General features: G+C 35.5%; 13 protein-coding genes and 1 riboswitch. Of the genes, 6 read left to right on the top strand and 7 right to left on the bottom strand.

Features of this window, described 5'->3' with window-relative positions; translation table 11 throughout:
• Nucleotides 1-7 precede the first annotated feature (7 nt).
• On the top strand, nucleotides 8-598 hold the full coding sequence (locus CHSO_RS19240) for an HD domain-containing protein (protein ID WP_045499674.1): 591 nt from the start codon (nucleotides 8-10) through the stop codon (nucleotides 596-598).
• A 49-nt stretch (nucleotides 599-647) separates the two neighbouring features.
• Here the strand turns inward: CHSO_RS19240 and CHSO_RS19235 are convergent, their stop codons facing one another.
• From CHSO_RS19235 to CHSO_RS19215, 5 genes are all read right to left on the bottom strand, one after another.
• Nucleotides 648-1,031, bottom strand: a complete 384-nt coding sequence (locus CHSO_RS19235; RefSeq protein ID WP_045499671.1) for an acyl-CoA thioesterase — start codon at nucleotides 1,029-1,031, stop codon at nucleotides 648-650.
• Nucleotides 1,032-1,146: 115 nt separating this feature from the next.
• A riboswitch (cobalamin riboswitch) is annotated at nucleotides 1,147-1,328 on the bottom strand.
• A 32-nt stretch (nucleotides 1,329-1,360) separates the two neighbouring features.
• Nucleotides 1,361-2,158: a hypothetical protein gene (locus CHSO_RS19230; protein WP_045499668.1), complete on the bottom strand. Its 798-nt coding sequence runs from the start codon at nucleotides 2,156-2,158 to the stop codon at nucleotides 1,361-1,363.
• Between the two features lie 58 nt (nucleotides 2,159-2,216).
• Complete coding sequence (locus CHSO_RS19225; protein WP_045499665.1) at nucleotides 2,217-3,236, bottom strand: hypothetical protein; 1,020 nt, start codon at nucleotides 3,234-3,236, stop codon at nucleotides 2,217-2,219.
• Between the two features lie 117 nt (nucleotides 3,237-3,353).
• Complete coding sequence (locus CHSO_RS19220; RefSeq protein WP_045499662.1) at nucleotides 3,354-4,016, bottom strand: hypothetical protein; 663 nt, start codon at nucleotides 4,014-4,016, stop codon at nucleotides 3,354-3,356.
• A 135-nt stretch (nucleotides 4,017-4,151) separates the two neighbouring features.
• The gene (locus tag CHSO_RS19215) at nucleotides 4,152-6,299 is read right to left on the bottom strand and encodes an endonuclease MutS2 (RefSeq protein WP_045499659.1); all 2,148 of its coding nucleotides are present in this window, start codon (nucleotides 6,297-6,299) and stop codon (nucleotides 4,152-4,154) included.
• A gap of 127 nt (nucleotides 6,300-6,426) precedes the next feature.
• Between CHSO_RS19215 and CHSO_RS19210 the strand changes: the two genes are divergently transcribed.
• Genes CHSO_RS19210 through CHSO_RS19200 form a run of 3 tightly spaced genes read left to right on the top strand, consistent with a single transcriptional unit; the run spans nucleotide 6,427 to nucleotide 8,675 of the window.
• Entirely contained in the window at nucleotides 6,427-6,939 is a 513-nt protein-coding gene (locus CHSO_RS19210; RefSeq protein WP_045502971.1) for a GNAT family N-acetyltransferase, read from the top strand.
• A gap of 55 nt (nucleotides 6,940-6,994) precedes the next feature.
• Nucleotides 6,995-7,996, top strand: coding sequence for an acyltransferase family protein (locus CHSO_RS19205; RefSeq protein WP_045499656.1), 1,002 nt, complete (start codon nucleotides 6,995-6,997; stop codon nucleotides 7,994-7,996).
• Between the two features lie 37 nt (nucleotides 7,997-8,033).
• The gene (locus tag CHSO_RS19200) at nucleotides 8,034-8,675 is read left to right on the top strand and encodes a uracil-DNA glycosylase (protein ID WP_045499653.1); all 642 of its coding nucleotides are present in this window, start codon (nucleotides 8,034-8,036) and stop codon (nucleotides 8,673-8,675) included.
• Here CHSO_RS19200 and CHSO_RS19195 read toward each other — a convergent pair.
• A complete protein-coding gene (locus tag CHSO_RS19195) occupies nucleotides 8,641-9,159 on the bottom strand; it encodes a hypothetical protein (protein WP_045499650.1) in 519 nt (172 codons plus the stop codon). The two genes, CHSO_RS19200 and CHSO_RS19195, sit on opposite strands and share 35 nt — an antisense overlap.
• An 18-nt stretch (nucleotides 9,160-9,177) precedes the next feature.
• A complete protein-coding gene (locus tag CHSO_RS19190) occupies nucleotides 9,178-9,669 on the bottom strand; it encodes a DUF456 domain-containing protein (RefSeq protein ID WP_045499647.1) in 492 nt (163 codons plus the stop codon).
• A gap of 177 nt (nucleotides 9,670-9,846) precedes the next feature.
• Here CHSO_RS19190 and CHSO_RS19185 point away from each other — a divergent pair, with 177 nt between their 5' ends.
• Entirely contained in the window at nucleotides 9,847-11,109 is a 1,263-nt protein-coding gene (locus CHSO_RS19185) for a mechanosensitive ion channel family protein (protein ID WP_045499644.1), read from the top strand.
• 144 nt (nucleotides 11,110-11,253) lie between these two features.
• Complete coding sequence (locus CHSO_RS19180; protein WP_045499641.1) at nucleotides 11,254-11,973, top strand: pyridoxine 5'-phosphate synthase; 720 nt, start codon at nucleotides 11,254-11,256, stop codon at nucleotides 11,971-11,973.
• Nucleotides 11,974-12,025 lie beyond the last annotated feature (52 nt).

Raw genomic sequence — 12,025 nt, 5'->3', positions numbered from 1 at the left:
AAGTAAGATGAAGATTCAAAAAGAGATTGATTTTATCCTGGCAGTAGATGCCCTGAAAAATGTACAGCGAAGAAATTATAATGCAGATGATTCCAGAAGAGAGAATACAGCAGAGCACTCGTGGCAGATCATTATTTTAGCACAAATCCTTTATCCTTATGCGAAAAATAGAACGGATATAGATTTGTTGAGAGTGATTAGAATGCTTTCCATTCATGACCTTGTGGAGATTGAAGCAGGAGATACTTTCCTTTTCGATGAAGCCGCTATGGTAGGGAAGTTTGAAAGAGAAAAGATTTCTGCACAGAAGATCTTCGGAATTCTGGATGAACCTTTACGTTCGGAATTCTTTAACCTATGGCTTGAATTTGAAGAAGAAGCTACTCCGGATGCAATTTTTGCTTGTTCCATCGATAGAATTATGCCATTCATTCTGAATTCCCATACTTCAGGAAAAAGCTGGACGGAAGCTGGAGTTACCGAAAAGCAAATCAGAAATATGCTTGAAAATGCTATTAACAGAGCATCAGATGAAATGGGAGAGGCTTTTGAACTGCTGCTGAACAGAAGTCTGGAAACAGAAAAAGTTTTAAAGTAAAAAGGATATAAAGTTTCGGGCGGCCAAAGGCCGCCCGAAACTTTTGTATTTATAGTATCTGGATTGGTTTCTTGAATTCATCAATCGCTACAAAAGTAAAATCACCTACAATTGCTTTTTCTCTTTCGTAAGAGTACATTTGTTCTGTGTAGATTTCAACGTTTACCTTCATACTGGTTTTTCCAACGTATGAAACTTTTCCGATAAGCTCTACGATTGTTCCTGCAGGAATTGGCTTTTTAAAATCGATTTTGTCACTGCTTACTGTTACCACTCTTTTTCTTGCGAAACGGGTTGCTGCAATAAAGGCTACTTCATCCATCAGCTGCATGGCAGTACCTCCGAAAAGGGTATCGTAATGATTGGTTGTGTTAGGGAAAACCGCTTTGAAGATTCTGGTTTCGGCAGCTTCAATTCTTTCTTCTGTAGTCATATTTCATTATTAATTAAGGCGAAATGAAATCGTATCAAAACAACAGAATAATGACAGGAACTTTGGAAATCCCTGAAACAATCCATCAGATCAATAAAACTTCAAATCGCGAAAGTTTCTTGTTTAAGAAATCGGCAGGTCTCCTGACTTGTAACATCATTTATCTCCTTCCCATGCCTCGCACAGTGGATCTTTTGATAAAGACTTCAGTTACTTACAGTTGCGCGACAGTCCGTGATTTTCACACGGTTCCCTTTTAATCTGCGGTTATGCAGAACCAGTTTCTGTGATGAATAAGCGTAAACTTTTTCGGTGCAAAAATAATGAATTTATTCCGGATTATGATAAATAATCTGGCTGATTACTCTTCCCTTCTTGATGGTCCAAAGAGTAGTATATCTGTATTCTCCTGTGCCATTAGTCATATAAAGGAAGATATTGTCATTGTCTAAAGAAGTTACTCCTACGTTATTAAAGTCCATGGTAGGCTGGAACATATTTTTAATAGCTTCTCTTACAAAAACAGAACCTCTTCCAGGCTGTTGAAGCCTGATCGACTTGATCTCAGTCATTCCTTCAGGAAGATCATTTCCAATTCCCCATGGCTTTACTTTATCAATGGTAAGAAGTTTTCCTTCTGCGTCTTTTTCCTTCTTGCGGTAACCGGCATTGGATGGATACACATCAATAACAACCTTGCTTCTTTGGGCGGTAGGAATCTTAGGATCGGAATTATCTGTGAAGATGAGTGATCTTCCGTTTTTAGATTTAGAAGGAGTATAGGCTGGAAGCTGATCCACAAAGGCGATACGTTCTTTATTTACCATTCCCTCTTTGTCAAGCGTTTCATAGCGTACAAACGGTTTGTCTTCGTCTTGTTTTTCAGGATATTTAATCCAGATCCATTCCGTTTCTCCCGGAGCAGGTTTTACATAAACAAAAACATCCCCTTTACGCATACGGATCTTGTCTACAATTTTTCTGTAGTTATCCTTATGTACGCGTACATTGGCATATCCTTCTTCAGCTTTTACAACCCCAAAAGGAACTTTGTTCTGACCTTTAACGAAGGCTAAAGAAAAAATACTGAATGCAGATAGATAAAACGCTTTGTTTACTGAAATCATCTTAATAAATTTTAGATTTCCAAATATATAAATTAAATGCTTTTCAGCAGTATACAGACTATTTTTTAATTTGATTAATATCCATTGTATAAATTTCGTTCGCGAGAATTTTGTCGAAAACAAACTGAGGTTGAGTATAAATATCAACTTTATCAATTGTTTGTACAGAAAACTGACCTGTTCCAATCATTTTCTCGGTTTGCTTTTTCTTGCTTTCATCAGACATCATAAAGAAGAGTGATTTAAGTCTTTTTCCTTCATTACGCTTGTAGTAAAGGTTTTCTTCGCGTTCAAAATTTTTATCTTCAGAATATTTCGCATTGTCGATGAGGCTTTTTCTATCTTTCCCTCTCATATCGTCTATTAATAAAAGGTCTTTATGTTTATTTACAAAAGCTCTTGGAAACAGAAAGCTTAATACCGGGCTTGAAATCAGTTTACTGAATGCCATACTTCCTATGAATCTGGGCTCAGTTTCAGGATAGAACATAAATGCTTTTACAACGGATAAACTCATCCAGTTAAAAGCTTTTGCTCCCAATAAACCTGAACATCCGTTTGTTACAATACGTACTTCTTCAATATGCTGCCTTTCCTGCTTCAAAATCTCACTGGGAATGATAGAAGTTACGTAATCTGCCTTTTCTCCAAACTCCTCTTTTTCCATTGGAAAAATTTCATTGCCATTGCTTTCTCTTTTGGGAAGATGGGTTCCGCCAAATCCAATTCGGTCTACAGCTATAACATGAAATATTGTATTGATATCCTTATTCTTGAAATAATCTAAAAAATAACCGGAATTTTTTCCACTGTCATGAACTAAGAAAAGATAAGGCTTTTTACGTCCGGTTTCCGGATTGGGAGCTACATTTTCATTCCCTCGATTCGTAAGATAGCGAATGCTGTATCCTCTTAAATTAATAGAATCATAAACAGGGGCTTTCAGATTTTCTTTTTTGAAAATGTTGTTGATGTCTTCCTGTGAATAATCCGGATATGAAAAATGGTACTTGGTCCATATAAAAGCAATCCAGATTAAAATGAAGGCAAGAATTCCTAATGTAATTTTTTTCAACATTTTCTTTGAAAGATACAAAAAGCTATAGACTTGAAGGATTTTACAATAGATGTAATTCTAAATAAAAAAGAGTGTCTGAACCCAACACTCTTTCTTTATCTGTAAATATTTTTTCTTTTAAGATTCTGTATCTTGATTTGGAGAACCATAAATAGCTTCTCGATCATTTTTAAGGTAATAAGAAAACACTCCAAAGAATAGCAGTACAATCAGAAATAATGTTCCACATACATAAAAAGCAGTTCCAAAACCATAACTGATAGTCACTCCGCCTCCTAATCCCATTCCTATTTTATTGTTTCCAAGCCCTTCCATCTTGGATTGGAAAGTCAAATAGAAAGTAAGCAAAGAAATAAGTCCTGCTAAGGAAACTGCAATATGGTAGATATATTTTTTCTTAATACTTTTTACCAGCTGAATGATAATCCCGGCAATAGCTGCCAGAAAAGCGATGATAATAATCGGGCTTGGTGGAATATTTTCTTTCTCTTTTTTATTGTTGGATTCGTTCAGTGGTGAGTATTCAGAATCGGAATTTGAAGATTTATCACCTGAATTATTTCCGAAAGCAGAACCAAACGGAGAATTATTTTTCAGATTTTCTTTCATACGTTCATTCATTGTTTGCTGGGAAATTCCAGTTACCAGATCTGTTCCTTTGATAGACATTAAGGTGGTATCACCACATTTTATCAGGAAAAAAGGAAAGAAAAAACAGAGAATGATAACAGTATAACTCGGTATTGGAATAAGGTCCGAAAGTGCTTTTAATGGTTTCATAAATTATTGTTTTTGTTAAAAGTAGGGAAATTTTACGATAATGTATAAAAGAAAAAAGAGCATCCTAAGACGCTCTCTTCCATTATTGTATTCGGTTAATTTTCAAATTCTCAGATTAATCCATTTTCAAATTGATTAGATTCTCTCTAATTCATCTGCATCAATCGTCGTTTTGAAAGTTCCGTAATTCACAATCACCTTGTTTCTGGAAATTTTCTCAATCGTTCCTACGCTGGTACTTCCGGTAATTCGGACACGTTGGCCTTCCTTCATCCAGACTGCGCGGTCACTTTTACGTTTTTCCTCCAGTTTTTCATTGGTTTCAGCAATTTTTTCAATCACATCTTCCTTTTTAAGCTGTTGCGTAATCTTTCTCTTCACCACCTGCAGACGCTTGGATTCATCCTTGTCAGCACCTATCTTTCTGAACTTTTCCTGTTCAAGAAGCTTCACAAAATCCTTTACAACATCTTTTCTGGACTTTCCTTTCGTATAACTGTCGATGAAAGTTTCAATCTTATTTCCAAATTGAAGTTTACGATGTTCCTCTTCATACAGTTTCTGGAAATTGAACAATTTCTGCTGAAGCTGTTCATTCAGTTTCTGAAGGTTATCACGTTTGTCCTCTACAGATTCTTTTCTTTCTGCAAGATCAGTTTTCAGTTTTTCAACCTCAAATTTTTCCTGTTGCAGTTTTACAATCGTTTTATCAAGATTCACAATATCATGTTCTACCTTTTTCTTAGCAGAATGAATGATAAACCTTGGGATTTTATTCTTTTCAGCCACTTCAAAAGTAAATGAACTTCCTGCCTGCCCAACTTCCAGTTTGTACATTGGTTCCAGCGTTTCTTCGTTGAAAAGCATGGCTGCATTCTGAGCATTCGGAAGCTGTTCTATAACCAGTTTGATATTGGTGTAATGCGTTGTAATGATCGCAAAACTCTTCTTATCATAGAAAAACTCCATGAAGCTTTCAGCCAAAGCACCACCTAATTCAGGATCAGAACCCGTTCCGAACTCATCAATCAGTAAAAGCGTATCCGAATCAGCCTCACGGATGATTCCTGACATTTTCTTTAACCTTGATGAATACGTGGATAGATGATTTTCAATGGATTGATTGTCACCAATATCAGTCATGATCTTCTCAAAGAAAAACATTTCAGACTTTGGATGAACAGGAACCAAAATACCACTCTGAATCATCAGTTGCAGCAACCCGACAGTTTTCAGGGTAATGGATTTTCCACCGGCATTAGGCCCGGAAATACAGATAATTCTGTTATGTTCCGTTAAAGCCAGAGTCTGTGGATGAATAATTTTGTTCTCTACCTTATTTCTTAGCCATAATAAAGGATGAAAGGCATCTTTTAACCTCAATGTTTTATGGCGGTTGATTTTAGGAAGAACCCCATTGATAAGTTCTGCAAACTTAGCTTTAGCCCTTACCAGATCAAGATCAAAAATATACATCTGATACCTCCAAAGCTGAGGCTGGAATTCTGCAAGTTCTGTGGTGAGCTGTCTTAAGACTTTATCAATTTCTTTTTTCTCTTCCTCTTCACTTTCACGAAGTTTGAAATAATGTTTTACAACACTGTCCGGCTGAATATAGGTGATAGAACCGGTTTTTGAAATTCCCAGGGTCCTTCCCGGAACTCTTTTCTTAAATCCTGATTTTACTGCTAAAACCCTTTGGTCGTCAATAATTGTTTCCCGTATATCATCCAAAAAGTCACTCTGTCCATAGGTAGTCAGAGCACGGTTGAAGTTTTCCTGAATAGCTTTTTTAGCAAGCTGGATTTCAGTTCTTATCCCTTTCAGCCCTGGAGAAGCCTCATTTTTCACTTCGCCAAATCGGTTGAATACCTTATCCACCTTATCGATGATCTCTTTTCTGAATTCCAGTACAGAAACCTCTTCCAGTAAAGTAGGAAATGTTTCCGGCATGGTAGGGAAGAACTTCTGCAGTTTTCCGATCTGTTCCGTGATGGTTTTTATTTTGATGAAAGCACTGTTTTCCAGACGGTAATTCTCAATCAGCATCAATTTCAGCTCACTTTCAATATCTTCATATTCATCAAACGGAATCGCATTTGAACTTTCAAAACTAGACAGATATTCTGAAGTTTTTTTCAGTGAAAGTTCCGCCTCGTCAATTTCCATGGGACGAAGTTGAAGAATTTTTTCTCTTGTTTTCGGAGAATACGCAAATGGGGAGATTTCCGCGAGCAATTGCGGAAACTCTAATTCGTCTAAATCTTCTTTATCTATATACACAATGCAAATTTAGTGAGAATTTTGATTATTACGTATATTTGAGTGATTTACAAAATAGATTAATGAAAGAATTATTCCCTATTCAGTATTTCTTTTCAAAGATTTGATGATAATTTTTAATGAAAATATGAAACTTGAAACCGAAAGACTGGTCTTAAAAGAAATCAATGAAGCACATATAGAGGATATTCTTCGAATCAGAAGTAGTGAGGTTATTAATCAATATGTGAAAAGGAATTCTCCTAAGACTAATTATGATGCGTTGGAATTTATTCTGCACATTAAAAGAAAAACTCAGCATAAAGAAATTATTTTCTGGGGAATTTCATATAAAGACCGTTTAAATCTTATCGGAACAATATGTCTCTGGAATTTTTCAGAAGATAGAAACACTGCAGAAATTGGGTATGAGCTGTTACCGGATTATCATCGAAAAGGGCTCATGTCTGAAACGCTCCGTGCCGTTTTAGAGTATGGGTTTAATCAATTGCAGTTACAGAAGATTGTAGCCATTACAAGCAGATTCAATGAAAATTCTAAAATGCTTCTTTTAAAGCAAAATTTTGTTCTTGAAGCGGGTAAAAAAGATGAGCATAATCCGGACAATATTATTTTTAGGTTAAAAAACACAAAATATTGAATCCATGATTTTTTTCTACCTTTGGCCCCCAATATATGGATAATAAACACAATATATGAAAAATGAAATTAAATCCTTAACTGGATTAAGGGGAATTGTAGCATTATGGGTCGCTTTTTTTCATTTAAGTCATTTTGAGGCCGATATTATTCAGACTGTTGTGGGGAAAGGCTATGTTGCGGTAGATATTTTTTTTGTATTAAGTGCGTTCTTATTGGCAGTTTCTTATTCGGGTAAGTTTATGGTGTTGAATTTTAATGAATTACTGGTGTTTTATAAGAAAAGAGTGAACAGGATTTATCCGGTTTATATTCTCTCTGTTATTTTTATCGTCATATTCTTAACAAATGCTTCAATAGCTAAATTTCTATTTAATGCTGCTTTATTGCAGTGTTTTTTTCATCCTAATTACTCATTAGGCGCAGTGTATTGGTCATTAAGTACAGAGTGGGTCTGTTATCTGATATTTCCTTTCCTGCTTTTCTTTACTGTTCGGTATAAAATACGCAGTGAAATATTGATTATTGCAGGCTTAGCTTTAAGAGTAATTCTTCCATATCTTCCGGATAATTTATATTTAGGCCCGGAAATGCCAATGCAAATGATTAAATCTCCAGATTATCTTGATATTACTTATGGTTTAAATTCTCTGGTCCGAACGCTATCATCTTACCTGTTGGGAATTGGAATAGCTTTTTTATCAGGCTCTCAACTACGAAGACGTTTGGTTGTTTATATTGCGATGATTTTGTTTTTATTATTGTTATATACAGAAAAGGGACTCTTCTTTATCCCATTATTGTCAGCAATAATAATAAAGCAGTTATATGATGGTGAAGACAGTATAATCAAAAGATTTTTAGAAAGTGATGCAGTTTATTTTCTGGGAAATATTTCTTATTCATTATACATTATTCACTATATCGTGCTAAAAGAAAGATTAGTATTCCTGCCTTCAGAACTTTTGAATAGCTTTGTGTTGTTGGCCTTATCTATTGTTTTATCTTATTTCTCTTATATTTTAATAGAAAGAAAAATGAAGATATTTAAAGTATAATTTGTAGTCTTATTTTAATATTAATTACTTTTGCAGTATGACCTGGACAGAAATTTTAGCCCCGATAAAAAGTACAGAATATTTTACAACCCTTTGGGAAAAAGTAAAAAATGAATATGCAACCACTAAGGTTTTTCCTCCGAAAAATCAAATTTTCAGAGCCTTGGAAATTACAGCATTTGAAGATGTTGAGGTCGTGATTATTGGTCAGGATCCTTATCATAACGATTATCAGGCGAATGGTTTGTGTTTTTCCGTGTCTGAGCAGGTTACAGCACCACCATCCCTTAAAAATATTTTTATCGAATTAAAAGATGATCTTGGAGTTGTAAGAACATCCAAAGAATTAGATGATTGGGGGAAGCAAGGCGTTCTTTTATTGAATGCAACCCTTACGGTTCGTGCCCATTCACCAAATTCTCATAAAGATCTTGGTTGGGAAACATTTACCAACTACATTATTAAGGAAATTTCAGATAAAAAAGAGAATGTGGTTTTCGTATTGTGGGGTGCTTTTGCACAGAAAAAAGCCGAACTTATAGATCCGGCTAAGCATTTTATATTGAAATCGGCACACCCTTCACCGTTTTCCGTTTATAGAGGATTCTTCGGAAGTAAGCCTTTCTCAAAAATTAATGAATATCTTATTTCCAAAGGGAAGGAGGCGATTTCTTGGTAGTGCCTGATGATGGTTTGTCTTTTTTAATGCTGACTGCTATTTTGTATTTCCCTTTTAGCTCTTCAGTTCCTCCTGCTTTAGGATATGGAGTGACTTCCTTCAGGGTGATGGTGTAACCGTTGAACTCGGCAGCCTGGAGATAGTTTCGTGCAGGAAAATCTATACTGGCAAGATTCAAAAGTACAGGTCGGGTAGAAGTTCCCATAACTTCAATTTGAGCAAGAGCAGCTCCGGCCCAGATACAGTTTACCCCTTCAGGGCATCGGCTGTCTTCGGAAATCCCTTTGAAAGTAATATTCATTTTATAATCCAGAAGAAATTTGTTTTCTCCTTCATTCAGGTAGATGAGATCATTCTTTTGCTCATCAGGCTTTATATTGGTTGTCATTTCAGGAGCTTTTGAGTCTGCTTTAGTTTTCTTTTGGGCATCGCATCCCGTTAACGCGAAAACTCCGAGGCTGAATAGGATGGCTTTATGAAGCATGATTTTTCTTTTTTTGAGTTAAATAATATCAAACATATTAAGGAATACTACCAAAAACATTGCCATACCCACAACGAAACTGAATCCCGTACCATAAATAAACCCAATAAGAGCACCTTTAGTAGATTGTAAGGCTTTGTTCATGTCTTTGCTGTCGTGAAGCATTTCACCAATAAACACGCCTGCGAACATTCCGATAAGGAAGCCTAACGGGATCGGAATAAAAATCCCGACAATAGTTCCTATTACAGAACCAATACTTCCCCAGCGGGTTCCGCCGTACTTTCTGTTAGTTCTTGCAGGAATCACATAGCTTAAAACAACAGAAGCTGCCGTAAGAATTCCAAAAGCCCAGATATAGATCATCGGAAGATCAGCATCTGTCCCGAATTTATAGAGTAATAATCCGCAGATGCTTAATAAAAGTCCGGGTAAAACAGGAAGGAATGTGCCCAGTACCCCAACAAACAATAAAATAAGACAGACAATATTAATAACAGTTGTATCCATTCTTTAAAATATAAACGAATATATGAAACCTTAGTGATTCAACAAATAGACCTAAATGTGAAAATGTAGTAGATTTTTAAAAGATTTAAGGGAAATTTATAACCGGCTTTAAATTTTGGGATGAAAATTGATTGTGAATAGTAACATCATCATCCTTAATTTTATAAATTTGCTGTAATGAAAGATGAAATACAAGATACCAGAGATTTTCTGCAAAATATCAGTGATAAGATCCATTATTTTGTAAGAGATCATGTATATCCTGATCTGGCACTTCCTATTCAGATTATGCTGAAATTTATATTTCTGGCAGGGATGATCTATATCCTGGATTTTGTTTTTAAATTTATTGTCAATACTATTTTCAAATTCTTTTTTGATAAAGAAAAATTTCCTATTTTAAAGTCAATTTATGATTCAAGAATTACTAATTCTGTAGTTCACTTAGGGGCATTGAACTTTGCAGGATATGCACTGTTTTCCGTTTTTTACAGACATCCAAAAAGCTTTGCATTACTGGAAATGATTGTAGGGGTGGCCACTATTTTTGTAATAGCAGGGTTATTATTTAGAGCATTAACCGCTTTTAGAAATTACTTTGTAATTAAGCAGGATTATTATAAAATCATGACGCTTAATGCTATTTCGGAAAGTGTAAAAATCTTTGGGATCTTTGTACTTTCGGTCATAGGAATCTGTCTGATTTTTGGAATTAAGGGGGGGACAATTTTAGGAAGCCTTGGGGCAATAACGGCAGTTTTAGTACTTGTTTTCAGGGACACTATTCTGGGATTTGTTACCGGGATTCACGTGGCTACTTCCAAGAATTTAAAAGTAGGCGACTGGATCAGTATTCCCAAATACAGTATAGAAGGAAATATTACAGAAATAAGTCTTCTGACTACAAAAATCACCAATTTTGATAAAACGGTTTCTACCATTCCTACCTATGATTTCCTGACGACAGAGATCAAAAATATGCAGGTGATGTCCGAATCTAATAACAGAAGGATTAAGAAATCTATTTATTTTAATATCAATTCTTTTAAGTTTTTGACAGATGAAGATATTGAACGTTTAAAAGAAATTAATCTTATTGCGGATTATCTTGAACAGAAAAGAGTGGAAATCAGAAGTGAAAAGGAAAGTTTAAGTAATAACGATAAAACCATTAACGGAAGGCAGCTAACCAATATCGGAGTTTTCAGATATTATGCACAGAGATATATAGAAAATGATCCTGATGTGGAGAAAAATGCAACAAGAATGGTTCGTCAGCTGGAAATTACCCCACAGGGACTTCCACTTGAGATTTATTGTTTCGCCAATGATTCCAAATGGGAGCATTTTGAGCAGATTCAGGCTGATATTTTCGATCATTTGCTGGTTGCGTCCAAAGAGTTTGAACTTCAGGTAATGCAGGTAAGTGTTAAAGTATAAAAAGATGAGGTAAGATCTCAAAAAATAAATACAACTTAAGTGATAACGAAATTAGAACGTCAAATAGAAGTAGTAAGTCTGGATAAACCTCCAGCTTCTGCCTTCCATCTTCTAGCTTCTGTTATCTAACATCTAAATAAAAAAATGACAAAACTAAGCGTAAACATCAATAAGATTGCGACATTAAGAAATGCGAGAGGAGGTGAAACACCAAGTGTGACAGAAGCTGCTATAAAGATTCAGGAATTCGGAGGCCAGGGAATTACAATTCACCCAAGACCGGATGAGAGACATATTACAAGAAAAGATGTCTATGATCTGAAGCCATTGGTGACGACTGAGTTTAATATTGAAGGAAATCCACATCAGTCTTTTATTGATATGGTATTGGATGTGAAGCCTGAACAGGTAACTCTGGTTCCGGATGCAGATGATGCCATTACTTCCAATGCAGGTTGGGATACTAAAAAACACCTGGATTATCTTACTGAAATCATTAGTGAATTTAAAAATGCAGGGATCCGTACCTCTATTTTTCTTGATCCTTTACCCGAGTTGGTAGAATATGCAGCAAAAACAGGAGCAGACAGAATTGAGCTGTATACGGAAGCTTATGCAAAAAATTATTTGTCCAGTAAAGAACAGGCGATCAAACCTTATTATGATACTGCTGTTGTAGCCAATGAATTCGGATTGGGAATTAATGCAGGACATGATCTGAGTCTTGAAAATCTGAAATATTTCGCTGATACTATTCCTAATCTGTTGGAGGTGTCCATCGGACATGCTTTGGTTTCTGAGGCGTTATATATGGGCTTGGAAAATACGGTTCAATCTTATTTGAAGAGATTGGCAAAATGGTAAAATAGATGCCAGATGTGTGATTTAGACCTTGTTGTAAAAGTCTTGTCAATAT

The sequence above is a fragment of the Chryseobacterium sp. StRB126 genome (assembly GCF_000829375.1).
Taxonomy (GTDB): domain Bacteria; phylum Bacteroidota; class Bacteroidia; order Flavobacteriales; family Weeksellaceae; genus Chryseobacterium.
Note: the sequence above shows the minus strand (reverse complement) of the source record. Positions and strands in the feature narration are given on the sequence as shown.

Bases quoted from the DNA above. Each gene is read 5' to 3' on its own strand.
- CHSO_RS19185 (WP_045499644.1), top strand. From the start codon at position 9,847: ATGAAAGATGAAATACAAGATACCAGAGATTTTCTGCAAAATATCAGT.
- CHSO_RS19200 (WP_045499653.1), top strand. From the start codon at position 8,034: ATGACCTGGACAGAAATTTTAGCCCCGATAAAAAGTACAGAATATTTT.
- CHSO_RS19190 (WP_045499647.1), bottom strand. From the start codon at position 9,669: ATGGATACAACTGTTATTAATATTGTCTGTCTTATTTTATTGTTTGTT.
- CHSO_RS19240 (WP_045499674.1), top strand. From the start codon at position 8: ATGAAGATTCAAAAAGAGATTGATTTTATCCTGGCAGTAGATGCCCTG.
- CHSO_RS19230 (WP_045499668.1), bottom strand. From the start codon at position 2,158: ATGATTTCAGTAAACAAAGCGTTTTATCTATCTGCATTCAGTATTTTT.
- CHSO_RS19180 (WP_045499641.1), top strand. From the start codon at position 11,254: ATGACAAAACTAAGCGTAAACATCAATAAGATTGCGACATTAAGAAAT.
- CHSO_RS19205 (WP_045499656.1), top strand. From the start codon at position 6,995: ATGAAAAATGAAATTAAATCCTTAACTGGATTAAGGGGAATTGTAGCA.
- CHSO_RS19225 (WP_045499665.1), bottom strand. From the start codon at position 3,236: ATGTTGAAAAAAATTACATTAGGAATTCTTGCCTTCATTTTAATCTGG.
- CHSO_RS19210 (WP_045502971.1), top strand. From the start codon at position 6,427: ATGAAACTTGAAACCGAAAGACTGGTCTTAAAAGAAATCAATGAAGCA.
- CHSO_RS19220 (WP_045499662.1), bottom strand. From the start codon at position 4,016: ATGAAACCATTAAAAGCACTTTCGGACCTTATTCCAATACCGAGTTAT.
- CHSO_RS19195 (WP_045499650.1), bottom strand. From the start codon at position 9,159: ATGCTTCATAAAGCCATCCTATTCAGCCTCGGAGTTTTCGCGTTAACG.
- CHSO_RS19235 (WP_045499671.1), bottom strand. From the start codon at position 1,031: ATGACTACAGAAGAAAGAATTGAAGCTGCCGAAACCAGAATCTTCAAA.